This window comes from Aeromonas sp. R9-2, assembly GCF_040908025.1.
Classification (GTDB): Bacteria; Pseudomonadota; Gammaproteobacteria; order Enterobacterales; family Aeromonadaceae; genus Aeromonas; species Aeromonas veronii.
In genome coordinates this window covers 1-23,793 of record NZ_JBFOCX010000033.1, presented here as the reverse complement: position 1 = coordinate 23,793, position 23,793 = coordinate 1, and the positions used below count along the sequence as shown (strand labels likewise).

26 protein-coding genes are annotated in these 23,793 nt (G+C 51.9%); 10 read left to right on the top strand and 16 right to left on the bottom strand.

What is annotated here, in order from left to right; all coding sequences use genetic code 11:
* Positions 1-13 precede the first annotated feature (13 nt).
* Positions 14-1,738 carry a proline--tRNA ligase gene (locus AB5Y71_RS18195; RefSeq protein ID WP_368172175.1) on the top strand — a complete coding sequence of 575 codons (1,725 nt, stop codon included), beginning with the start codon at positions 14-16 and terminating at the stop codon, positions 1,736-1,738.
* 94 nt (positions 1,739-1,832) lie between these two features.
* On the opposite strand, the gene AB5Y71_RS18190 is transcribed toward AB5Y71_RS18195, so the two are convergent.
* The 3 genes from AB5Y71_RS18190 to AB5Y71_RS18180 all read right to left on the bottom strand — a co-directional run bounded on the left by AB5Y71_RS18190 (position 1,833) and on the right by AB5Y71_RS18180 (position 3,819).
* Positions 1,833-2,513 (bottom strand): SDR family oxidoreductase, encoded by a 681-nt coding sequence (locus AB5Y71_RS18190; RefSeq protein ID WP_042052437.1) that lies wholly within the window; start codon positions 2,511-2,513, stop codon positions 1,833-1,835.
* A 128-nt stretch (positions 2,514-2,641) separates the two neighbouring features.
* Positions 2,642-3,274, bottom strand: coding sequence for a TIGR04219 family outer membrane beta-barrel protein (locus tag AB5Y71_RS18185; protein ID WP_106844095.1), 633 nt, complete (start codon positions 3,272-3,274; stop codon positions 2,642-2,644).
* A gap of 95 nt (positions 3,275-3,369) precedes the next feature.
* The gene (locus AB5Y71_RS18180; protein ID WP_005335782.1) at positions 3,370-3,819 is read right to left on the bottom strand and encodes a copper chaperone PCu(A)C; all 450 of its coding nucleotides are present in this window, start codon (positions 3,817-3,819) and stop codon (positions 3,370-3,372) included.
* Positions 3,820-3,909: 90 nt separating this feature from the next.
* On the opposite strand from AB5Y71_RS18180, the gene AB5Y71_RS18175 reads away from it, so the two are divergent.
* Positions 3,910-4,659: an enoyl-CoA hydratase-related protein gene (locus tag AB5Y71_RS18175; RefSeq protein ID WP_058056455.1), complete on the top strand. Its 750-nt coding sequence runs from the start codon at positions 3,910-3,912 to the stop codon at positions 4,657-4,659.
* An 18-nt stretch (positions 4,660-4,677) separates the two neighbouring features.
* Here AB5Y71_RS18175 and AB5Y71_RS18170 read toward each other — a convergent pair whose 3' ends face one another.
* Entirely contained in the window at positions 4,678-5,106 is a 429-nt protein-coding gene (locus AB5Y71_RS18170) for a DUF2753 family protein (RefSeq protein ID WP_005335785.1), read from the bottom strand.
* Positions 5,107-5,390: 284 nt separating this feature from the next.
* Here AB5Y71_RS18170 and AB5Y71_RS18165 point away from each other — a divergent pair, with 284 nt between their 5' ends.
* The gene (locus AB5Y71_RS18165; RefSeq protein ID WP_236361416.1) at positions 5,391-6,050 is read left to right on the top strand and encodes a CatB-related O-acetyltransferase; all 660 of its coding nucleotides are present in this window, start codon (positions 5,391-5,393) and stop codon (positions 6,048-6,050) included.
* A 94-nt stretch (positions 6,051-6,144) separates the two neighbouring features.
* Here AB5Y71_RS18165 and AB5Y71_RS18160 read toward each other — a convergent pair whose 3' ends face one another.
* Complete coding sequence (locus tag AB5Y71_RS18160) at positions 6,145-6,852, bottom strand: ParB-like protein (protein WP_075115998.1); 708 nt, start codon at positions 6,850-6,852, stop codon at positions 6,145-6,147.
* Positions 6,853-7,036: 184 nt separating this feature from the next.
* Here AB5Y71_RS18160 and AB5Y71_RS18155 point away from each other — a divergent pair, with 184 nt between their 5' ends.
* From AB5Y71_RS18155 to AB5Y71_RS18145, 3 genes are all read left to right on the top strand, one after another.
* Positions 7,037-8,641, top strand: coding sequence for an ABC transporter substrate-binding protein (locus AB5Y71_RS18155; RefSeq protein ID WP_368172174.1), 1,605 nt, complete (start codon positions 7,037-7,039; stop codon positions 8,639-8,641).
* A gap of 118 nt (positions 8,642-8,759) precedes the next feature.
* Positions 8,760-9,059 carry a hypothetical protein gene (locus AB5Y71_RS18150; protein ID WP_005335795.1) on the top strand — a complete coding sequence of 100 codons (300 nt, stop codon included), beginning with the start codon at positions 8,760-8,762 and terminating at the stop codon, positions 9,057-9,059.
* Positions 9,060-9,195: 136 nt separating this feature from the next.
* Positions 9,196-10,755 carry a methyl-accepting chemotaxis protein gene (locus AB5Y71_RS18145; protein WP_368172173.1) on the top strand — a complete coding sequence of 520 codons (1,560 nt, stop codon included), beginning with the start codon at positions 9,196-9,198 and terminating at the stop codon, positions 10,753-10,755.
* 63 nt (positions 10,756-10,818) lie between these two features.
* Here AB5Y71_RS18145 and dusA read toward each other — a convergent pair whose 3' ends face one another.
* Positions 10,819-11,871, bottom strand: a complete 1,053-nt coding sequence (gene dusA / locus AB5Y71_RS18140; protein ID WP_368172172.1) for a tRNA dihydrouridine(20/20a) synthase DusA — start codon at positions 11,869-11,871, stop codon at positions 10,819-10,821.
* A gap of 88 nt (positions 11,872-11,959) precedes the next feature.
* Here dusA and AB5Y71_RS18135 point away from each other — a divergent pair, with 88 nt between their 5' ends.
* Together AB5Y71_RS18135 and AB5Y71_RS18130 are read left to right on the top strand one after the other, a co-directional pair.
* Positions 11,960-13,048 carry a tyrosine-type recombinase/integrase gene (locus AB5Y71_RS18135; RefSeq protein ID WP_368172171.1) on the top strand — a complete coding sequence of 363 codons (1,089 nt, stop codon included), beginning with the start codon at positions 11,960-11,962 and terminating at the stop codon, positions 13,046-13,048.
* 349 nt (positions 13,049-13,397) lie between these two features.
* A complete protein-coding gene (locus AB5Y71_RS18130) occupies positions 13,398-13,817 on the top strand; it encodes a hypothetical protein (RefSeq protein ID WP_368172170.1) in 420 nt (139 codons plus the stop codon).
* A gap of 7 nt (positions 13,818-13,824) precedes the next feature.
* Here AB5Y71_RS18130 and AB5Y71_RS18125 read toward each other — a convergent pair whose 3' ends face one another.
* The 10 genes from AB5Y71_RS18125 to AB5Y71_RS18080 form a co-directional block, all read right to left on the bottom strand.
* Complete coding sequence (locus AB5Y71_RS18125; RefSeq protein WP_368172169.1) at positions 13,825-14,289, bottom strand: hypothetical protein; 465 nt, start codon at positions 14,287-14,289, stop codon at positions 13,825-13,827.
* A complete protein-coding gene (locus AB5Y71_RS18120) occupies positions 14,273-14,920 on the bottom strand; it encodes a transcriptional regulator (protein ID WP_368172168.1) in 648 nt (215 codons plus the stop codon). Before AB5Y71_RS18120 ends, AB5Y71_RS18125 begins: the two co-directional genes overlap by 17 nt.
* Positions 14,921-15,229: 309 nt before the next feature.
* Positions 15,230-16,006 (bottom strand): hypothetical protein, encoded by a 777-nt coding sequence (locus AB5Y71_RS18115; protein ID WP_368172167.1) that lies wholly within the window; start codon positions 16,004-16,006, stop codon positions 15,230-15,232.
* A 14-nt stretch (positions 16,007-16,020) separates the two neighbouring features.
* Positions 16,021-16,893 (bottom strand): glycosyl hydrolase family 28-related protein, encoded by an 873-nt coding sequence (locus AB5Y71_RS18110; protein WP_368172166.1) that lies wholly within the window; start codon positions 16,891-16,893, stop codon positions 16,021-16,023.
* A gap of 429 nt (positions 16,894-17,322) precedes the next feature.
* Positions 17,323-17,565, bottom strand: a complete 243-nt coding sequence (locus tag AB5Y71_RS18105; RefSeq protein ID WP_368172165.1) for a hypothetical protein — start codon at positions 17,563-17,565, stop codon at positions 17,323-17,325.
* A gap of 32 nt (positions 17,566-17,597) precedes the next feature.
* Positions 17,598-19,298: a DUF1028 domain-containing protein gene (locus tag AB5Y71_RS18100; RefSeq protein WP_368172164.1), complete on the bottom strand. Its 1,701-nt coding sequence runs from the start codon at positions 19,296-19,298 to the stop codon at positions 17,598-17,600.
* 606 nt (positions 19,299-19,904) lie between these two features.
* The gene (locus AB5Y71_RS18095) at positions 19,905-20,093 is read right to left on the bottom strand and encodes a hypothetical protein (protein WP_368172163.1); all 189 of its coding nucleotides are present in this window, start codon (positions 20,091-20,093) and stop codon (positions 19,905-19,907) included.
* 408 nt (positions 20,094-20,501) lie between these two features.
* Positions 20,502-20,666 carry a hypothetical protein gene (locus tag AB5Y71_RS18090; RefSeq protein ID WP_368172162.1) on the bottom strand — a complete coding sequence of 55 codons (165 nt, stop codon included), beginning with the start codon at positions 20,664-20,666 and terminating at the stop codon, positions 20,502-20,504.
* Complete coding sequence (locus AB5Y71_RS18085) at positions 20,666-20,965, bottom strand: inverse autotransporter beta domain-containing protein (RefSeq protein ID WP_368172161.1); 300 nt, start codon at positions 20,963-20,965, stop codon at positions 20,666-20,668. Before AB5Y71_RS18085 ends, AB5Y71_RS18090 begins: the two co-directional genes overlap by 1 nt.
* Positions 20,966-20,967: 2 nt before the next feature.
* Positions 20,968-21,675, bottom strand: a complete 708-nt coding sequence (locus AB5Y71_RS18080; RefSeq protein WP_368172160.1) for an inverse autotransporter beta domain-containing protein — start codon at positions 21,673-21,675, stop codon at positions 20,968-20,970.
* A gap of 541 nt (positions 21,676-22,216) precedes the next feature.
* Here AB5Y71_RS18080 and AB5Y71_RS18075 point away from each other — a divergent pair.
* Both AB5Y71_RS18075 and AB5Y71_RS18070 read left to right on the top strand, forming a co-directional pair.
* The gene (locus AB5Y71_RS18075; protein ID WP_368172159.1) at positions 22,217-22,639 is read left to right on the top strand and encodes a hypothetical protein; all 423 of its coding nucleotides are present in this window, start codon (positions 22,217-22,219) and stop codon (positions 22,637-22,639) included.
* 124 nt (positions 22,640-22,763) lie between these two features.
* Positions 22,764-23,747: an IS5 family transposase gene (locus AB5Y71_RS18070; RefSeq protein WP_368172158.1), complete on the top strand. Its 984-nt coding sequence runs from the start codon at positions 22,764-22,766 to the stop codon at positions 23,745-23,747.
* The last annotated feature ends 46 nt before the right edge of the window (positions 23,748-23,793 follow it).

Sequence of the window (23,793 nt, the reverse complement as noted above, 5' to 3'; positions counted from 1 at the left end):
AAGGTCTACCGCGATGCGTACCAGCCAATATCTGCTTTCCACTCTCAAGGAAACCCCCTCCGACGCTGAAGTTGTCAGCCACCAGCTGATGCTGCGCGCCGGGATGATCCGTAAACTGGCCTCCGGCATGTATGCCTGGTTGCCAACCGGTCTGCGGGTACTGAAGAAAATCGAGAACATTGTTCGCGAAGAGATGAACAATGCTGGTGCCGTCGAAGTCTCCATGCCGGTGGTACAACCCGCCGAGCTGTGGCAGGAGTCCGGCCGCTGGGATGACTACGGTCCCGAGCTGTGCCGTCTGACCGACCGTCACAACCGTCCCTTCGTGCTGGGCCCGACCCACGAAGAGGTGATCACTGCGCTGGTACGTTACGAAGTGAACAGCTACAAGCAGCTGCCGCTCAACCTCTACCAGATCCAGACCAAGTTCCGCGACGAAGTACGCCCCCGTTTCGGCGTGATGCGCGGCCGCGAATTCCTGATGAAGGATGCTTACTCCTTCCACATCGACAAAGAGTCTCTGGTCGATACCTACGAGAAGATGCACGCCGCCTACTGCAAGGCGTTCACCCGCATGGGTCTGAACTTCCGTCCGGTGCAGGCCGATACCGGCTCCATCGGTGGTACCGGTTCCCACGAATTCCAGGTGCTGGCCGAGAGCGGTGAAGACTTGATCGCCTTCTCCGATAGCTCCGATTACGCCGCCAACATCGAGATGGCCGAAGCGCTGGCACCGGCTGGTGAGCGCGCTGCCGCCACCGCAGCCCTGACCAAGGTTGCCACCCCGAACGTCCACAGCATCGACGAAGTGGCGGCCTTCCTGAACGCGGCTCCGACCGCCATCGCCAAGACCCTGCTGGTACTGGCAGAGGAAGATGAGCACGGCAAGCAGGCCGTCATCGCGCTGGTACTGCGTGGCGACCACGAGCTGAACGAGATCAAGGCCGAGAAACTGGCTGGCGTGGCCAACCCGCTGACCTTCGCCAACGACGAGCAGATCAAAGCTGCCGCCGGTTGCGACGCAGGCTCCATCGGCCCGGTCGGCTTTGCCGGTCGCATCATCGTCGATCGCAGCGCCGCCCACTTGGCGGATTTCGTCTGCGGCGCCAACGAAACCGGCTTCCACCTGACCGGTGCCAACTGGGATCGCGACATCGCTACCTATGAAGTTGCCGACCTGCGCAACGTGGTAGAAGGCGACCCGAGCCCGTGTGGCCAGGGCAAGCTGCTGCTCAAGCGCGGTATTGAAGTGGGCCACATCTTCCAGCTGGGTACCAAGTACTCCGAAGCGATGAAGGCGAGCGTGCTGAACGAAGCTGGCAAGTCCGTCACCATGGAGATGGGTTGCTACGGTATCGGGGTTTCCCGTCTGGTTGCTGCCGCCATCGAGCAGAACAACGACCAGTACGGCATCATCTGGCCGGACGCCATCGCCCCGTTCGAAGTGGCCATCGTGCCGATGAACATGCACAAGTCCGAGCGCGTGGCCGAGCAGGCACAACAGTTCTACGCCGAGCTGAAAGCCGCCGGTGTGGACGTGCTGTTCGACGACCGTAAAGAGCGCCCGGGCGTGATGTTCGCCGACATGGAGCTGCTGGGCATCCCGCACGCCATCGTCATCGGCGATCGCGGTCTGGACAACGGCGTGGTGGAGTACAAGTGCCGCCGCACCGGCGAGAAGCAGGAAGTGGCCATCAGCGACATCATCGCCATGCTCAAGGCCAAGCTGGGCCGTTAATTCCGCCCTCTTCCCGATATAAAAAAGCGCGCCATTTGGCGCGCTTTTTGTTTCTGTATGTTCTGACGACGGCAACCGGATGGCGGGCTTCGCCTCAGGGATTGCGACCGATAAAGAGGTCGGTCACGTGGCAGCTGCTTCTGGCTTCCAGCGCATCGAGCATATAGGCCGCCGCATCTTCCGGGGTCATGAAGCCACTCGGGTCCACGTGATCCGAGTTGTCCCAGAATTCGCTGCGGATCCCGCTCGGGTAGAGGTTGACCAGCCGCAGCGGCGAGCCTTTCAGCTCGGCGCGTAAGGATTCGAGAAAGCCGCGCATCCCCCATTTGGAGGCGCAGTAGAGGCTCTCGTTGGCCTTACCCACCTGAGCGGCGGAGGAGAGCACATTGGCCAGCACTCCACCTTTCTCACCGATAAGCCGCACCGTCTGCTGAGCCACCAGAATGGTGGAGATGAGATTGCTCTCCACCACCCGGCGGATCTGCTCGGCGGTGTAGACACCGACCGGGCCAAACTCGCCCACCCCGGCGCAGTGGATCACCATGTCGGGCTGCCCGCCCCACTCCACCGCAGCGGCGAAGGCAACGTCGACCTCTTCATGGTGCGCCAGATCGGCCGCGATGCCGATCACCGCGCTGCCGAGCAGTTGTTCCTGCTCCTGCAGTCGCTGATAACGGCGCCCCATCATGGAGACCTGATGGCCCCGCTCAACCAGTCCGATGGTCAGCGCCCGGCCGAGACCAGAACCGGCACCTGTCACTATGATGTGGCCCATTATCGCCCCTCGTCGTCAGTCGACGGTCAGATTAGAAAGTGAATTCATCACCCATGAACCATCCATCGACAGAATGCTCTGATAGATGTTGGCGAAGAATATCACCCCCGTTGTCAGACAACGTCAGATTAGAAAGTGAATTCGCCGCCCATGAACCAACCATCGACAGACTGGTCGATATTGGCGAAGTCGACCTTGGCTTCACGCCAGCCGGCACGCAGCTTGATCGGCATGGAGGAGAACTTGTAGGAACCACCCAGACGGTAGTCATAGTTGTCCGCATCGTGAGTGCGCAGATCACCGAAGAAGGCGATGCCGGTGCCCGGGATCTTCACTTCACTGCCGGCATAGGCCATCAGGGTATCTTCGTCATAACCCTTGCGACCGACATAGACCTGCTCGCCATCGTAGTGACGGCCGGTCATACCCAGATCGATCTTGAACAGATCGTTGTTGAACAGACGGTAGTAGAGGCTCAGATCGTAGGCGGTCAGATCGTTTTTGAAGTTGCCGCCGGAGGTGCTGAAATCGGAGACTTCAAACTTGGCGTTCGGCAGGAAGATGATGCCGTGTTCCAGTTGCAGATAGCCGTTCCAGTTGTAGCTGTCGTCATAGCTGCCATCAGCACTGGTGCCATAAGCCTGACCACTGCCCTTGGCGGCCCATACGTCGGCACCGGCGGCAAAACGCCAGTCGTCAGCGGCCATGGCACTCTGGCTGCACAGAGCCAGCACAAAACCGGCAATCAGCGTCTTTTTCATTACGTCACTTCCTCTTGCATACATGGAAAAGAGCACTATTTTACTCGGTGCAGCCAAAATACCCAGCGTCAATCCTGAACAAACGACGACAAATGTCAGTGCTTCATATGCTTCATCTCTGCCATCGGCTCAATCGGCTTCACCGGCAGTGACAGATCCAGCTTCTGACCATCATCCATGGTGAGGGTGAGCGGGAAAGGGGTCTGCTCGGAGAGCGTGCCCACCTCGAACAGCATGATGTGCAGGCTGCCCGGTTTCAGCACCGCCTCGCCCTTGGCCGGGATCTCGATATTCTCGACCTGGCGCATCTTCATCACGCCATTTTCGTGCAGATGAGTGTGCAGCTCGGCACGCCCCGCCGCCGCAGAAGCCGCCGCCACCAGCTTGACCGGCTGGTCGGCGTCATTCTTGAGCACCATAAAGGCGGCAGTGTTGGGGGAACCCGGCGGCAACAAACGCACATAGCCATCGACGGCCTCGACCTTGGCCAGTGCAGGCGCAGTCATCCCCAGAACCAGCAGAGAATAAAACGCACGTTTAAACATGGTTGAAATCCTTTTATGATGTTGTTAAACGGCGCCAAGGTTACCCCAGCAGCAACCTTTTTTGCACCTTTCAATAACAAGGATTTAGACATGGCCCCCATTCTCATTGCCGAGCAGCAGGATGGCTTGCTCACCCTGACCCTCAACCGCCCCGACAAGCGCAACGCCCTCAATACCGAGCTCTATAAGCAACTAGTGGCAGCGCTGCGAGAGGCGGCAGCCGATGAGGAGGTGCATGTCCTGCTGTTGCAGGGGCAGCAAGATTGCTTTACCGCGGGCAATGATCTGGCCGACTTTATGGGCAAGAGCGCGCTGGAGCCCGACGACCCCATACTGCAGTTCCTCCACACCCTGGCCGACTTCCCCAAACCCGTGATCGCCGCTGTTGGCGGCCCGGCGGTGGGGATTGGCACCACCATCCTGCTGCACTGCGATCTTGTCTATCTGGCGGATAACGCCCGCTTGCAGCTCCCCTTTGTCGAGCTGGGGTTGGTGCCGGAGTTCGCCTCCAGCCTGCTGCTGCCACGTCTGGTGGGACACCTCAAGGCAGCGGAGCTGTTGCTGCTGGCTGAGGCGATTGATGCCGAGGAGGCGCTGCGACTCGGGCTGGCCAACAAGGTGGTGGCAGCCGATGGAGTGCTCTCCTTTGCCCGCGAGCAGGGGCTGAAGCTGGCGGCCAAGCCACCCAGAGCGCTGCAAAAGAGCAAGGCGCTGCTGAAACAGGAGCTTAAACAGGCTGTGCACTTTGTCATCGATCTGGAGGCGCGCGCCTTCGCCCAGGCACTGCAAGGGGAAGAGGCGCAACAACGCATCGCCCAGAAACTCCAACGGCGAGGTTGACCTGTCGCTCAACGCCAGTCAGTTGAGGCGAAAACGGCCGATCAGCTCGCAGCCCTGTACCTTGTCCTGCAACTGGATCAGCCGGGCAATTTCCGGATTGGGGTGGCGCTTGAGAAAGGCGAGCAGGGCACCGCGACAGCAACCCAGCTCGCTGATCAGTGCCTCGCACTCCCGGTTCGGGCACTGCGGCACCAGCGCCGTCACCAGCTCGGAGGCAAGCTTCAGGTAGCGCAGCTCGTAAGTCGGCTCATCCATCGCCCGCCAAAAGTCGGCCAGCCGGTGACAGGTGGCGACCCGCATGGTGGCCAGCTCGGTCAACTCCACCTGGGTCATCTCGTAAACATCCCCCAGCGCCTGCTGATAAAAGCAGATCGCCGCCCCCAGCGAACCGGCCTGCCAGGCACGCTCCGCCTCCAGCATGTATCGTTGCCAACTTTGCGGTGTCATCTCGCTCTCCCGAATCCGTCATGGTGGGAGTGTTATCATGGCTAATTGAGAATAAATATCAACCAGAGGGTTAGTGCAGGATCTCTGCGCAACCTTGGCAAACCCGGCGCCCGACCTTATGATCGCGCCCTTCCCTCTTCTTTGGAGCACACCACAATGCGACCACACCTCCCGCAGATGCTGGGTTGCTCCCTGCTCTGCGTGCCCCGCATGCTGGTCTGGATCTATTAGCTGCGCTCAAGCGAACGCAACCCATCCGATCCATTCAGCAAAGGAGTACCAATATGAGCACCTGCCAACACTGGTCGCAGGTCGAATACCTGCACCTGACGGTGACCAACCCCAATATCTGCCTCAAAGGGCAGCACAGCTACTACTCGGGTGCCTGGGATGGCCCCTTCGAAGAGGTGGCGGTGCGCTACCTCCATGGCGATCCCTTCAGCCGCAGCCCGGAAACCGGCTGGGAGCCGCTCTGGCATATCGACCGGCTCCATATCGGCGACTATGTGCAGATTGCCGCCGGAGTAAAGATCATCATGGGCGGCAACCACACCCACAACACGTCCTTCATCAGCACCTATCCGTTCGCCGATCTGGCGGCGCTCCAGCGCAGCTACCGCCCCGCTGGCGATACCCGCATCGGCAACGATGTCTGGATCGGCATGGAGGCGATGATCATGCCCGGCGTCACCATCGGCGACGGCGCCATCATCGCCGCCCGCTCGTTGGTCAATCAGGATGTACCGTCCTATGCCATGGTGGCGGGCACCCCGGCCAGGGTGGTGCGAATGCGCTTTGGCGAGGAGGAAATTGCCCGGCTACAGGCCCTCGCCTGGTGGGATTGGCGGGATCAACAGGTCAACGATCTGCTACCGCTGATCCAGCAAGGTGACGTCGCCCTGCTTGAACAGGCGGCTGCCCACTGGGCGGAGCGCCATGAGTGACCACCGCTAACCAGTAGCTGACAGCATAAGGGCGACCCCGGGGTCGCCCTCTTTTATCTCCGGCATGCTCTGGACGCCGTCATCGCACATCCACTCATTGCGCGCTTTTGGACTGGTTGAGGCTGCACTGCTTGCCGGGATAACCGGGTAGATCCTTGGCATCGCTGCCGCAGGCGAGCCGTTTGGCCTGTTGCAGGCGGGCCGCCAGATTGGCGCTGTCCACCGGCATCCACTGCATCTGCTTGCCGAGCCAGCTGGCCCAGGCAAACTCGACGAAATAGACCTGTTTGTCCTTGCGAAAGTAGCCCGCATTCTGCAGCAGTCCGGCGAGGGTGCGATAGGGGTAATCAGGCAGCTTGTCGATGCTGGTCGGCAACTGCTCCGGGGTCAGTGGTTGCCCCTTCTCATCCTTGAGCCAGGCCCAATGGTTGTTCTGCATCTGGCTCCAGAAGTTGGCTTTGTCCTGCAGACGGCCAATCACCTTGACCCGGGCATCCTTGACGCCCTGCTGCCACAACGCCTTGGTGAGATGGTGGCGGTCCACCAGCCAGTAGCTGCCATCCGGCGCAATCACCACGGGGATCTCTTTCTTTTTCATCAACTTGTCGAGCTGCTTTGCGCTCATGCCCGCCAATGTGGCCTGGGTCTCATCGACCTGGATCTGGCCGACGCCCCCCTGAGTCGGGTGCAAGGCATCGATGCCGATCTCGCACCAGTTGCCCACCGCTGTGTCGCTCTGGCACGGGGCCAACGCCCAGGCACCCTGGCTCAACACACAGGCCAGCAATAACCATGCTTTCATCGTTTGACACTCCTCACCACATTGAACTGCACGGACGCCGGGAACGCTCTTCTACCCCGATTGGGAGTGAGAGTCGAATGCTGGCGGTCAGACCAGCAAACGGGATATCATGATTTCCCATCTGTCGGCGATATTTTCTCGCCGAGTTTTCTCCCCGCTTCACACTATTTGAAGGATCCGACCCATGAAAGGATGGACCCCCTTGCTGGCCCTGCTGGGCTGTGCTGCTGTCCAGGCTGCCGATATTCCCGCCGGAACACAACTCGCCGCCGAGCAGATTGTCGTTCGCCACCTCAAGGATGAACCTGCGAGCCTGAGCCCGCTCAAGCTGGTCGGCCTGCCGGAGTTGCAGGTACTGCGGGATCTGTTCGAGGGGCTGCTGACCCAGGGGCCGGATGGCAAACCGGTTGCCGGGGTGGCGGCCAGCTGGGAGAACAAGGGCAACCAGTTCTTTACCTTCCATCTGCGCCCGGATGCGCGCTGGTCCAACGGCGATCCGGTCAAGGCCGGTGACTTCGTCTACGGCTGGCGCAAGCTGGTCGACCCGAAAGAGGCGGCCACCTTCGCCTGGTTCGCCCAGCTGGCCCGTTTCGACAAGGTGGACGAGATAGTCGCTGGCAAATTGCCTGCCAGCGAGCTGGGGGTCAAGGCCCTCGATGACCACACCCTGCATGTGACCCTCTCCCAGCCGGTGCCCTACTTCCTGAACCTGCTGAGCCACCCCAGCCTGTCGCCGCTCCATCAGGCCAGCATCGAGCAGTACGGCAACCAGTGGACTCAGCCCGGCAAACTGGTGGGCAACGGTGCCTTTGTGCTGAACAACCGGGTGGTCAACGAGAAGCTGGAGCTGACCCCCAACCCTTATTACTGGGATCGGGCCCATACCGTATTGACCAAGGTGATCTTCATGCCGATCAATCAGGAGAGCGCGGCCACCAACCGCTATCTGGCGGGCGATCTGCATATCACCGAATCTTTCCCAAAGGAACAGTACGACAAACTGAAGCAGCAGATCCCGAATGAGGTCTATACCCCGGATCAGCTCGGCACCTACTACTACGCTTTCAATACCCGTCAGGCACCACTGAACGATGTGCGGGTACGCAAGGCGCTCTCCTACACCATCGACCGCGCGCTGATCGCCGACAAGGTGCTCGGCACCGGCGAGAAACCTGCTTATCACTTCACTCCGGATGTGACCGCCAGTTTCACCCCGGCCGCCAACCTGCTCTCCACCAGCAGCCAGCCGGCGCTGGACAGCAAGGCCAAGTCCCTGCTCAAGGAGGCCGGTTACGGCCCGGACAAGCCGCTCAAGCTGACCCTGCTCTACAACACCGCGGAAATTCACAAGAAGATGGCGCTGGCGATTGCCAGCATGTGGAAACAGAAGCTGGGCGCAGAGGTCGAGCTGACCAATCAGGAGTGGAAAACCTATCTCGACAGCCGCCAAAGCGGGCAGTTCGAGGTGATCCGCTCCTCCTGGGTCGCCGATTACAACGACCCGTCAGCGTTCCTCGGCCTGTGGGGCTCTCGTCACAGTGGCAATATGGCTGGCTTTGCCAATGCCCGTTATGACCAGCTGCTGGCAGAGGCGGCCAGCACCCAGGATGCCGCCAGCCGCAGCAAGCTGTTTGGCGAGGCGGAGACGATCCTGCTGGATCAAGCCCCCATCGCCCCCATCTACCAGTACACCAATGCCCGCCTCATCAAGCCATGGCTCAAGGGCTACCCCATCAACAACCCGGAAGATGTGGCCTACAGCCGCCAACTCTACCTCGTCAAACACTGAGACCGGCCACAACGATGCGAGGCCCTGCGGGGCCTCGCTATTGATACTGTTCACATCCCGATTTACAGCCTAAAATGCCGCCCCTTCTGTTCAATTAATCTTCAATACCCAGTCAGACATGCGTTATTTGATACTGCTCTCGTTGTTGTGGACCCTGCCCGCGCAGGCCAATAGCGAATCCCAATGCCAGCAAGAGTTTGTCGGCTGGATGCTGCACCAGCAGCAACAGTTCAGCGATCGCAAGTCTGACAAGATGGAGCGGCGCCGGGCCGAACGGGCCATCGAGTTGGCTCGTCAGGAGTACGACAAGCAGACCAGCTTTTGCAAGACGATGGAGCTGGTGCGCAGCTACAAAGATAGCGATCCGCGCTTTAAACCGAGAAGCGGCGAAGTTCACGATTTCACACCGGCCAGCTAACCCTCACTTCATCAATTCATTGTGTTGATTAATTGACCCAAGCCAAGTTCGGGGCACTGAAGAGCCTTAGAATGATTAACTGAGAACGACAATAAAAACATAGTTATCAGTTAGTTGGCTTTTTCAGGAACGACACATGACCAAACTCCATCAGGAGGGGGAGATACACTTCCCCGACAACATCGCACTCATCTCGACCACGGATCCCGCCAGCCATATTACCTATGCCAACCAGCACTTCTGTGATGTGGCCGGATATGGAGCGACCGAAATGGAAGGAGTACCCCACAATCTGGTGCGACACCCCGACATGCCCAAAGCGGCCTTCGCCGACATGTGGCAGCGGCTGCGACAGGGCAAAAGCTGGATGGGGCTGGTCAAGAACCGCGCCAAAAGCGGTCAGTTCTATTGGGTAAACGCTTACGTCACCCCGATCCTCAATGCGCAGAAGGAGATCGTCGAGTTCCAGTCGGTGCGCACCAAACCCGCCGCCAGCGATGTGGCCTGGGCCGAGCAGCTCTATGGCCTGTTGCGCAGCGGCAAGGCGCTTCCCTGGCTGAGCCGCTTTCACTTTGAACCGGGTCAGCTGACCCTCTGGCTCTCCGTTTCTGCCTTGTTCACCACCCTTGCTACCTTTGCTACCGGCAACCTGTTATGGCTGCTGCCCACCGCCTTGTTGCTGTTGGCACAGGCAACCCACGGCTGGCGATTGCAGCAACGGCTGGCTCATCTGCTCACCCTTGCCGATCAAGACAAGGGAACCCGCCTCTGTCAGGTGCTCTACACCCGACGGCGCGACACCCTGGCGGCCGTCGAACTGGCCCTGCGGATGAAACAGGCCGAGCTCAAGGCCGTGGTCGGGCGCAGCGCCGACACCAACCAGCAGATCCTGCAGGCAGCCGAAGATGACCGGGGCAATATCCAGACCATTGATACTCATCTGCAGCAGCAGCGCGCCCACAGCGAGCAGCTGGCGACCGCCATCACCGAGTTGAGCCACTCCATTCGCGATGTGGCCCACAGTGCCCATGAGGCGAGCAATCTGGTCATAGAGGTACAGCAGGTATCCGACGAGGGGCTGCAAGCATTGGCGACCACCCGTTCTGCCGTCAACCAACTCCATCAGGAGCTGGATGCCAACCACGCCGTGCTGGCCCAGCTCACCAGCGACAGCCAGAAGATCAGCGGCATTCTGGAGGTGATCAGTCAAATCGCCGACCAGACTAACCTGCTCGCTCTCAATGCGGCCATCGAGGCCGCCCGGGCGGGCGAACAGGGGCGCGGTTTTGCCGTGGTGGCGGATGAAGTGAGGGCGCTGGCCCAGAAGACCCGAGCCTCGACCAGCGAGATCCACGAGATGATCCAGGCGCTGCAACAGACTACACAACAGCTGTCGGACGGGATGACACAAGGGGCACAGACTTCGGTGCGCTGCCAGCAGCACGCAGGCACCACCGCCGACGTGCTCACCCAGATCAACCGGATGCTGGGGCAGGTAACCCGCACCAGCGACGAGATCGCCCAGGCGGTGAGTCAGCAGGCCGACGTCACGGCGACCCTCGATGAAGGGGTGCACCAGATCCACCAGCTAGCCAGCCACACCGCCGACAACAGCAGGCAGGCGCTAGATGGCATCACCCTGCTGGTAGAGCGGCTGCAGGATCTCTCGCGGCTGATCAACCAGTTCAGATATTGAAGCGACAGCGATCAAAAAAGCGCGTCAACTGACGCGCTTTTTTCGCTTTGCCTGACAGGAGAGTTATTCGCCCTGCTCGCTGGCGGCAAACTCCGGCACCTTGGCCATGGCATCCAGCACCACCTGAATACCGGCGCCCGGTTTGCAGGCGTTCTCGCTCAGGTGACGGCGCCAGGCGCGGGCCCCCTGCATGTTCTGGAACAGCCCCAGCATGTGGCGGGTCATGTGGGAGAGGTAGTTGCCCTTGGCCAGCTCCTGCTCGATATAGGGCAGCATCATCCGCACCACTTCGTGGCGGCTCGGCACGGCGTTGTTCTGGCCGAACACCAGATTATCCACCTGCGCCAGAATGTAGGGGTTTTGATAGGCTTCGCGCCCCATCATGACGCCATCGACGTGTTGCAGGTGCTCGAGAGTCTGCTCCATGGAAGTAACACCACCGTTGAGGGCGATGGTCAGCTCCGGGTAATCCTGCTTGACCCGATAGACGCGGGGATAATCGAGGGGCGGGATCTCGCGGTTCTCCTTGGGACTCAGGCCGCTCAGCCACGCCTTGCGGGCATGGACGATAAAGGTGTCGCAACCGGCATCGCGCACCTGTTCGATGAATGCCTGCAGAAATTCGTAGGAGTCCTGATCGTCGATACCGATACGGGTCTTCACCGTCACCGGAATATCGACCACATCGCGCATCGCCTTGACGCAGTCCGCCACCAGCGCCGGTTCCCCCATCAGGCAGGCACCAAAACGACCGTTTTGCACCCGATCGGAGGGGCAGCCGACGTTGATGTTCACCTCGTCATAGCCGCGCTCCTCGGCCAGCTTGGCACAGCGCGCCAGATCGGCCGGATTGCTGCCACCCAGCTGCAGGGAAATGGGGTGCTCCTGCTCGCTGTAACCCAGATAATCCCCCTTGCCGTGGATGATGGCACCGGTGGTCACCATTTCGGTATAGAGCAAGGTCTGGCGGCTCATCAGTCGATGAAAGTAACGGCAATGCCGATCAGTCCAGTCCAGCATGGGGGCAATCGAGAATGTCTGGAGGTGGACAGGCTTGCCAGATATGGCCTCAGAGCCTGATTTAACGGGGTTTTCACTGATTTGTTTCTGAGTCATTTGCGGGTGTTTCCAGACATTTGTTGATTGAACCTGCCCCATATCTGCCCCACCATTTCATGGGGCAGGTGTACTCCACGAGGTATCTATGGCCGGCTACACAATAGAAAAACGTAGGACCAGCAAAGGCGAGTTACGCTATCGCTGTACCGTCAGGGAACATAAAGGCGAAGAGGTAGTATACCGAGAATCTCGAACCTTTGGCAGACAGTCCGACGCCAAGAGCTGGGGAACGCAGATGTTGGCGATGCTCGAAAGAGACGGCCTCCCGAGCAAACGCCAGCCTGTTCCGACCATCCGCGAACTCATTTCGCTCTACCGTGCCCATCCAGCCATCAGCCCCACCATAGGCAGAACCAAGGCTTATTGCCTCGACCTGGTTGCCGATTGCGATATCGCCAAGCTCAATGCCGACGAGCTCACCATCAAAGACTTAGTCGATCACTGTCAAGCCAGAAAAGATGCGGGAGCCTCTCCAGCCACCATTGCCCATGACATAAGCTACCTTGGAACTGTTTTTGCTGCCGCAAACCCGGTCTTTAATATCCCCGTCGACAATAAGCTCATCCTGGAAGCACGCAAGACCCTCAACAACCTGAAACTGGTAGGTAAATCTCAAAAGCGCACCCGCCGTCCGGTAAATGACGAGTTAGCACAGATCATTACAAAATTGGAAATGCGACAAAACCGAGTTACAGCGAAAATTCCTTACACAGATATGCTCGATTTTGCCATCTTGAGCTGTATGAGGATAAGCGAGGTATGCAAAATTAAATGGTCTGACGTCGATGAACGAAATAGGGCCGTGTTGGTGGAAGATCGCAAAGATCCAAGGAAAAAAATTGGAAATCATATGCTGGTCCCTCTTCTTGGGGATGCATGGACGATCCTGAACAGACAGCCAAAAACCAATGAGAGAATATTCCCATATAATAGCCGAAGTGTTACTGCAGGTTTTCAGCGAGTAAGAAAAGAACTTGGCATTGAAGATCTTAGATGGCATGACCTAAGGCGTGAAGGAGCCTGTCGCCTTTTTGAGGCTGGATTTGTGATTGATGAGGTGGCACAGGTTACTGGCCATAGAAACATAAATATTCTTTGGCAAATCTATACAAATCTATATCCAACCAGGGTACATAAAAAATTTGAAAAATTAAAAATGAACATTCAAGAATAGAGATATGACATTTTAAAAAGACACCTGCCTGCGAGTTTAACATGAAAGGCCCCAAGGGTTGCCATCCCGCCAAAGACTAGATTACCCCCCCCCCAACAGAGAACTTGGTAATTATACATTTAGAACACCATAAAAACTTAAAACACAGGGGGTGCAAAAATCAGCACCACATGAAACGACATCGCAACCACCTGTTTTACTTGAATATTATATTTTCATATAAATAAAATAGAGTTATTACTCACAAAAATGCATTTCGCAGACGTACTATAGCAACACAACACGCACACAACGTGAAAAATATTTTGCTCTAACAACCTAACCAATCAAAAAATAGGGTATTGTTGCGATGAATGTTCTTGTGGTAAGCAGCTTTGGTGTAATTAAAGATATATTTAGATCAGTATTAAAACAGCAGTCTTTCATTCAAGATGTGAGATTAATAAACCCCAGTGAAATAAAAAGTGCAGATGTACGAATAGGGCATAAATTTGATAACAACCTAGATCTGATAATCTATGATCTGGACACCACATGCTATTGCTCCGATAGAAAAATCAGAGCAATTGAGGAGGCCATGAACTTATCTGCCAAAAGGGGTAACAATAGTAAAATCTTGTTTGTTGCCAGTGAAGCACAACTGGCAACCACACAAGAAAAAGTAAGTTTTATAGATGACTACTTGATCATTAAACCATTTAGAATAAAAGATGTAATACACAAATTAAAAGATATAAACTCACAAAGTTTACTAATCAATACATTATAACATATGATTAGTCCCAGTATGAGAAAACACCGTCCAATTTCATTTTATACATCAGGTTGGCGTTAGGTTTGTCAACTGTCGCAGGCCTCAATAAAAAAACATAGTCATTGCCTATTTTTTTTATATGAAAGCGCCTTACAACAGGAGTCAGATACTCAGCACTTAGTATATTAAGAGCATCCTGAGTACTTGAAGTTATAGGCGGGGTGACAACATTTTTGCTTATAGACACAGTCATCAAATATGGCTCTCTATAAGCAACAAGCATTGTATTACTAATGGTTAAGCCACTATCTTTAAAGTGTGTTAGTGTTCTTAGCACACCGTTCTTGCAAACACCAGCAATAGTTATATTTGGAGTGTCAAGTTGAGAGCGATAATCGCAACCATAGCTATTAACGAATGGCACGAGCAAAAACAAAAGTGGAAATAATAACACTATAAAAAGTGAAAGCTTAGTGCTTTTTCTCATAAATACCTTTCCCAGTAACAGGGTCTATACCATAGATATAAGTCCCACTATCTGACGGAGCCCCCTCCAGAACAGATGGTGATAAACCAACCGATTCAACAGTACATACTGTAATGTTTTTATACTCAACACAATGTAAAGGCTCGCGGTCTCTTAGCAAGCTCACCACTGCAGCCCAAAGGATTGCAACTACAACGCCTAAAAATATAAAACGGAATGATAGCACAGGTTGGTAAAATGCTTTGACCCACCTAACAAAATGACTATCAAGTAAGCTTTTACCTGTCGTGATAGATGTACTCTCGGAAGCAATAGCTACACTTCCATCCTCTGCTGCTCTCATAGAAATAACACCAGGTAGAAGGCGATACCCCTCACGGGGAAGGGTCACAATAAGAGGCTCATTCGTCACCTTAAGCAGTATGCTTCTAATATTTTTTATAGCCATATTAACAGAATTAGGAACAACTATTCGCCCAGGCCAACCCACAACCAGAAGAGCGTCCTTTGATACCACCTCTCCTTCTCGCTCGATAAGACACTTGATAATTGCCAGCTCATTCTGGTTCAGATGCCCTATCACAGAATCACCGCTAAACACAAAGCCAGTAAACTGATCAACGTAAACCATGAAACCCCACCTGTAGAGATCGCTTTCTGACAGTATAAGTAAAAAAACATAACAATACAGCAACTAAAGTCAGGGCGGCTTCATTTGACACAACAAAATCAATTATCACAGTGATTTTAGTGATTTACCTCGAGTGTTTCAGATTTTCTTTATCGTGTACCAGCAACTTAGCCCCCGCCACAAAGCTAACAAAGAGCCAGCCAAGACCAAGAAAAAACATCAATGCATTTACAAGAATTATTCATAGCTTTAATAAAGAAGTATTTGGCCAACAACTAAATTGAAGGCCAATTGATAATGATATCTATATTATTTAATCATTGTTTTCCACTTACCTATATCTGTAAATCTTTTATCTAGATGGGGCAAACGCTCTCCATAACTCAACATAGGGCTCCATGAAGACAAAGAGGCCGATGCCAAGTCTCGGTTTACAATAGTCATATTTCCAGCACAGATTGCCGGTTGCGCCCTTAACCCGTCATCAGGAATTCGTCCATACTCTGGTTCAATCAGTTCATAAACAGTTTTCGTATTTGTATTTAGACTTGCCTCATCATCATAAGTACAAAACAACTCCATACCATTGGAATTTACAAGGTCACCAGTGGCAGAGTCTTGTTCTTCGAAAACATTATATGAGAGATAAACGTTTTGAGGTACATTAAGTGTTGCGTGCTTATAGTTACTATAATAATAGTAATTGGCTCTCTCTGAAAAGCGATTAGCATGAATATGGAAATTGTTTATTGGAGCATCTTCCCAATCTCTTTGATTGACATCTATATTTCTAAAATGAGTTAGAGTTAGAGTTAGAGTTAATTGTTCACCATTTCTGATTACCAATGCAGCATCAGATTCTTTATAGCTACCAAAGTAGTTCTTGCTTATAGTCATGTTCTTATGAAGGCGAAGAGTAGCTAAATAGCTATTATCCAAGTCTCTTTGGTTCGTAATTGGATTATACGCATTTTTCTCCCCATCGTTCTCAAGTACGTTACCCACAAAATCAAGGTCATCATCCATGTTACTAAACCAAGCCATAGTAAAATTCCCCTGTGGCTGCTTCCTAAAATCATTAAACATGAAAGAATCATAGCCTAGCTCAGAGAAATACCTTGAAAAAAACCATCTATCTGCGAGCGTCTAGACAATGAAAGTTCATGGGTAGGCTTAAGAAAAAGTTGATAAACTTCATAACCAGTATATTCCCTTGCATGGGTTCCTGTACCGGACCAGAATTTATCATAACCTAACGCAATAGCGTTGCCGAAAATATTCCCTCTTATCTCAGCACCTTTAGTTGCATAGGAATAAAGACCAATCCCTGGGCTCTGCGCATTGCGAAGAAAAACATTACTAATAACATGCTTTCCCTTATGCTCAATGAATGGCTGCTCACTTTGCGTTTTTGTATTAAAAAAGATATTCAAAATGGAAGCTATTCTTTGTTTTCTCCCTCCATTAAACATAGCTCGAATGTTGTCAAAATATAATTGTTCGATCTGAAAGTTGTCGAGTTCAGTATACCAATCACCACCAGTGTGAATAATCGCACCTTTTTTAGATCTAAGGATTGAAGGACCGTATTGGTTCGAGCCGACAAGCCTTACTCCTGACTTTGGATATATCTGTGACTCAATATTATATGTGCCAGATGGAAGATAGATGACCACAGGTACATCATCCTTATACATTGATGAGGCTAATACAATCAGGTCATTTAATTGTGATGCCATATCATCTTGTATGCCAGGAGTAATCCCATAATCTGCAGAACAGATTACAGTGACAGGCTGTTTTAAATTATTTTTTGTTGCGAAATATGCGGGAGCAATATTGGCTACTGACTTATCAGTATCTATACTCTCCCCAAGACATAGAGCGTTTCCAGGGGAATTAGCAAAAACCGAGAATGGAGCATAAGCAAAAGTAAGAAGAAATGTCACAACTAACTTAACATCCCGATTCATAATAGAATCCTCATGAAGTAAATTTAAAAATGGAACATTACAGCAGTATCAATCATCAATTTACATTATGTAAATTTGGTGTTTTCTCTCTAATAAGAGCCTTCCAATATAAACAAACCTCATCTTGTTCTTGAGCCCTACTAGAATAAATAGCGGTACGACTAGGCAATCTGAACACTTTAATGTGCTTTTTATATGATATGACTTTGATATCATAAAGGCCTCCACGATGCTTTATCCGATAAAGATCGTCACTAAGTTGCTGGTCAGTTAGTTGGAATTTTTTCAACACTTGGCAGAGTGGTACAAATTCCTTCTCATCATAGAGCCATGAGGCTATCGCATAATACCTTGGGATTCTCTTGCCTAAGAACATAACGTTATACCCCTTTCGAAATGGTTAAATAAAAAAGAGGGTAATAGTGTGGTTTAACCTTGTTCAACCCTGTCTTTTTTTATATCTACATTAATTGCATTAGATGCAACACAGTTTAGTGATAATGCTTGGTATGCCGAATCATCATCAAAAATAGAAGTCTTTAAAAGTAGCATGCCTTGATTAATTTCATCACGTTGCAAAATAAAATGCTTACCATCAAATCGTATTTCACATACATCAACATCAATCTCAATATCGTGTTCAAAATTGAACTTCAATGTTACGGACATCATATAAAACAACTCCAAATTTTAATATTTAAAGCTTACTGTTCCATTGCATCCTCACCTGTCGATACACAAACCAGGTAGTTATTATTGGTGCACCATTCCCTATCTATAGTCTGAATACCCTTTGCTCCCGGATCCATATTGGCACCAACCCAGCCACTGTAGTTATCATCCCATTTACCACAATCCCAACGATGGTCTGTAGTGCCCCACCAGGCACGATCCCCCCAAGGGGTAACGGTACCAGTCTGACTGCTGTTGAACACAAGCTCATGGCCTGACGAACTGGCGTTAGTATTAATTATTGTTGTAAGGGCATCACGCCAAGGCCCCCCACGGCGATAAATAACGCCAGGAGATACAACGTCTGCACGATTGGATAGCAAAGCCTTGAACTTCAAGAAACCAAATGTCTCTGTAATCCTGGAATCAAGTTGGCGACTCTGTGTACATATTTGATCTGCTTTATTATATGTAGCATTCCAGTCAGCGGCACCAGCAGCAAATGTGCCAGATACCTTTCCTGCCAAGGTAATCACTTCATTATTAACAGAGAGTGTCAGTGGAATAAAAATCCGTCTCTGTTTGCCATTGTTGGTTGCGATAACATTCAAGCCAACATGATAATCCCCGGTCGGAACGATCAGGTTATCACCATGATAAAAAGAGAGCCTGAGTTTGCCGCTGACAGCAGAATTCATCGTGTAGGTATTACCAGAGCGATCGACATTGCTAACTCTGATTTTTACAGGAACGGTAAACTGAGAAGATGGATGATAAGCTAATGCCTCAACCATCGAATACCCTCTGGTTGGGGTTGGTGAAATAGTATCAGGCGCGCTCTTCACACTCCCAGCATTATATTCAGGAGGAACAGTGAAATAAACGGACTCATTGGCTGCCGCATAGTGCGCTGAATCAAATGATTGAGCATCCGTAAGCTTGACATCATTGATATAATCGCTACTGGTTCGATATTTATCATAAAATGGTTTCAGATTTTTTACTGCATCAACTGTCAAATCTTTCGATACAAACTCAAAATTACTTTGTGTTATATAGTTATTGCGTATATTGTCAGAATTGATCACTTTTATATACGAATTGGTAGTACCTGCAGTGTAGTGGGCACAGCCTGCATCACCGACAGTTTTTTCATCAGCCATGGCAGCGAAGGCGGCCATCAATCTGGTCTCAACGCCTCCCTCACTACTGGTAAATGCGTTTTCAAGGAAGGTCAGCGTACCACTCTTCAAACGATTGCCAGATATGACATATGAGATAGACCCAACACTGCCAGTGATAGTTCCAGCAACAGATGACAGCATGCTCCCATTGTAAAAATCGGAGGATGTGACAATCCCATCTTTGGCAATCACAGCATATTGTCGTTGCTCAGGGAGCTTGATCGATGCGTCATTTTTTAAGGAGGTAATAACCGATGAGGCATCCTTCCCTTGATTCAGTAACTGATTAGCTTTGGCCAATACTGCTTCATTACGATAAAGCAACCCTTGATGTTGGAATATTCCCTGACTAGGCACAATCATGTTGGTTTTATCGAGCAGGGTCATTGGCACAGTCTGCCCGTTACTGGCCAGGCAGCTTCCAAGAGCACTCCCCATGCGATGATGGCTAGTGTCAATTGCAATAATTGAATATGTTGCATTAGCCGCAATTGGAAACAACGCAATGATAAATGCTTGTGCAACACGGTGTAATCCATGGAACATCATCTTTGTCACCTCCCCTTGTATTAACAGCTGAAGTGTTCGTTCGCGTACCCACCAAAATAAATAAGCGTTAACACTTCACGATTAATTTAAAAATGGAACAGCAGGCTATATACAAGACCACGACAACACAAGCCCTTAAAAACTCAAACGAATCCACAAATAGCGATTGGCTCTGATTATTATTTAATATTAGGCAAGGCATTTTATTATGTAGGTGAGTTTGTGGGGATGCGATACATGCCAGGGAACATATTGGCCAGCGACTGCGTTAGCTTTGATAACGACTTTACTCAAACCATCGGATTAACCGCATAGGGCAAGCAATCACAAAGCAAGCTAGATTGACTACCTATCATTGCAACCCCAATTCAGCACTGCAATGGCTATCCCAAACCGATGTGTTGTCCGCACTCATCAAGAACAGAGACTAGATCCGTTAGCGACTTCACGATTGAGAGGGCTCAACCGTTCTTAACTCCATAAAAAACCGGCACAGGGTTAGCTGTGCCGGTTGATATCTGTAGTGGTCAACCAAATCAGGTACTTGAGCAGACCGCTTATATTACGCCAATCAGGATTGTGCTTTTACGCACACGGCCGGAGTGGTCATCCCCCAGGATTGGGCGAGCCGCCACCATAGGTAACGATACCCCCAGTCTCCAGATAGACAGTACGGTAATCCGGTTTGGCAACCTCTTCCGAGGTCCAGTAAAGATGACCTTTGGGCCAGCTACCCGGTCGCTTGACCTTATCCGCAGAGATTGCAACCAGCTCGGCCGAACTGAGCAGACGCAAGCCGCCCCCTTGTCGTTGGTTGTGACAACAATGAACTGCTCCCCATCCATATCGACAAAACGCGCTGCGCCGCTGGTAACTGTAAAGGTCACCACAACTCCTTCCCCCACCAGGTTGCCTACGGCATCCTTGACCGTCGCACTTACCGCGTTGGTAGCACTGCCATCAGCAATCGCACCGGTCGCAACGGTAAAGTCCGTCCCCTGGTCAGCCACAAATGCAAAACGCTCGGTCGCATTCACCTCGTGAGCTATCCAAGTCGCCGTCACTTCTGTGTGGCCTGCCCGGGTGCTTGTCAGCACAGTGCTCATCTGACCATTCTCATCCGTTGTCAGCGTCTGTGACTCATGTAGCTCATTGCCACTGCGTGCAGCTTCATCCACGGCACTAAACGAAAGCGCGACCACTTCACCAGGTCAAGACCGTATTTGGCCACCACGTCGGCGTCACTGTCATCACGCCACCTGCAACCGGATTACCACTGGCCAGCATTGCCACCGTCACCAACGTCTGCTTGCGATAATCCATCACAATCGTGTTGTTACGCTCACCCAGGTCATAGCGACGACCCATCAGGGTGCGCGACTGACCAACACTGGCTCCATAAAGTTGCTTGGAAAGCGGTACACCCAGACCAGACGCAGGTTCAGGTCCATGCTGACCGAGGTGTCATGGGTTGAGCCCCAATGCTTCTGACCGACACCAAACGTCAGCAAAGAGAAGGGGGTATATTCCAAACCATAGGAGAAGGCAGATGGATTGACGGCCCGCTCACTGGTACCTGCCAGCGCCACCTCCTCACCGTAATATAGCTCAAAGGCAGCGTTGGCCCCCAGTTGCGGATAAGAAGGCAGATAGGCTTTCAGACGCACATTTAACCATTGGCCGCCAATTTCAGATAATCGTGCAACAACTCAGCACCCAAACCAAGACGAAGGTTATTCCCAGTCAGGTCATAGTCATAAAATGAGTTAACACCGAACATGACCTCTGGCTGAAAGAAACGCGCCCCCAGACCCGCATTAAAGAAAGTCCGCTCTTCATCAGCGCGCGCACCAAGTTGGGTATAAAAGAGGTAGTCCTTACCTTCCAGTACGGACAACAGAAAATCAAACGACCCCTTGTCGGTCGAATTCAATGAAACAGCGGCAGTACCAAACTGCCCCATCCCGGAATTAATGGCGCCATTGACTGCAGACTCACCCATCGAAATAGCACGAGACTTTGCCTGGTCGCCGACATTGGAATTGGAAAGCAGCTGACCGGATTCCACCGCGACAGTGGCCATCGCCTTTTCAGACGCCTCGGTTTCAAAAGGGTTGGCCGCAGAACTGGCTGAACTGCCAAGGTCAGGTAATTGCTGGGCAGTGTTGACCACCGCATCTTGATTGGAAGAATTAACCGCCGCACGTACAGCCGGGGTGAATGCCAGTGCAAGCGGATATGACAACTGCAATACTATGTTTAACCAGGCAAGACCATGCTTTACTCGCATAGCATTAGAACCTACCTGACTACCCGAACCAGTCCATTTTGCACTGAACTGTTCAGCAACACTTTTACCTTTTTTACCTTTACACATATTTAGCACCCAGCATTAATGATCAGAACAAGACAGCTTATTGCACGGCGAAACACAATCGCAGGGCAAACTCATAAAAGCTAAAAATAAAAGGCAATAAAAAATAAAAAACAACAAAAACAATGACATACAAAACACCACCACATACGCCAACCATAGAGAGACCAGCAGAGCAACAAGAAAACAGAGATAAAAAAAGGCTGACAAGAAACACTTGCCAGCCAAACAGGCACAATTTGAACACACATATCGGGATGATGATTTCATACAACAAAAACCACCGACACAACCTCGATCAAGAAAGTTATGCCGAGCAGATCGTAACGACAACACCACTCAAAACAACTAATAAAAAATAATATCAACAGGGCGTAATGAATGGAGGGGGGGGTGAGAGAAACTTATCCAAATTTATTAGCTGAAAAGATGGTTGCCAGAAGCAATAATAGCATTGAAGGCATTTCAAATCAGGCATGCCTTCAACACTCTCATATCAACATAATTAATGATACTCAAAAGAACGAACGGTAGATATCCAAACATGTTTAACTTTCTTATCAGATCTAAAAAAAATAGTAATAAAAAAGTTTTCGTCGTCAAACGTAAGGGGAAGCTTCTGCTTGCGCTGAAAAACAATATGGTAAACGATGTGCCTAGCCTCATATCACTTTATCATGATAGCAACAGGAGCGGGTGGAAGATTGTTGCAGATCAGGTTTATGCCCGGGATGAACATGAAGCTGCATTGAAGGTTCAGTTTTTAACTGACTCTCATGGTTTTATGATGGCAGCATGCTTTATTAATGCCCTACTGGTTGTCCTTGCACCAAACCTTATAGTTAATGCATTTCTGGCATTCTCTTGTATTGCTGGATATGCTTATGCTCTCTGGGCGATGTATAAATTTCAGAGCCCCGCATTACAGACACTAACCATGCAAAATAACATCAGACACCAAGATTGAGAAAACGCCATTTTAAGGTTGTAAATATGATTCGACATAATCGTTAGGGAAAGTGCGAACAAGTCCCTGATGTGAGATCATGAGCCCCACTTGGCATCAGGGATAAGGTTCAGCATGGGTCATCATGCTCACCTTCGCGGATAGCGAGTTCAATGGCAAACGCCGCAAAACCCGTAAGGAGTTATTCCTGGCTCGCATGGAGGCGTTGCTCCCATGGACAATGATGCTGGAGGTCATCGAGCCCGTCTATCCCAAGGCAGGTAATGGCCGTCGCCCCTACCCACTCGATACCATGCTGCGCATTCACTGCATGCAACAGTGGTATAGCCTTAGCGACGGCGCCATGGAGGATGCGCTCTACGAGGTTACTTCGATGCGTCTGTTTGCCAAGCTCTCACTGGACCAGGCCATCCCCGACCGCACCTCCATCATGAACTTCCGCCATCTGCTGGAGCAGCACCAGCTGGCCCGGCAGCTCTTCGACGCCGTCAACCTGTGGCTTTCTGACGCCGGCATCATGATGAAGCAAGGCACGCTGGTCGATGCCACTCTCATTGAGGCCCCTTGCTCGACCAAGAACAAGCGTGGCGAGCGTGACGGCGAGATGCACCAGACCAAGAAAGGCAATCAATGGTACTTCGGCATGAAGGCTCATATCGGTGTCGATGCCAAGAGTGGCCTGACGCACAGTCTGGAGACCACGGCAGCCAATGAGCACGACCTCAATCAAGTGGGAAATCGGCTCCATGGCGAGGAGGCATTTGTGTTCGCTGACGCAGGATGTCAGGGTGCAGAAAACCGTGAAGAGCTGGCGGATGTAAAGGCACAATGGGCGATTGTGATGCGACCTGGCAGGCTCAAGGAGCTCAAAAAGCATCCGCGCAAAAACAAGGCTGTGATTGCCTTTGAGAGGCTCAAATCCAGCATCCGCGCCAAAGTGGAGCACCCGTTTCGGATCATCAAACGTCAGTTTGGCTTTGTGAAGGCGCGGTTCAAGGGGCTGCGCAAGAACGACAACCAACTGGCGATGTTGTTTACGCTGGCGAATCTGTTTCGCGTGGACCAGATGATACGGGCATGGGATAGCTGTGCCCAAAAATCGAGATAAGCCTCGAAAATGAGGCTAAATGGCGCTTAATAGCCGAATACTTGCG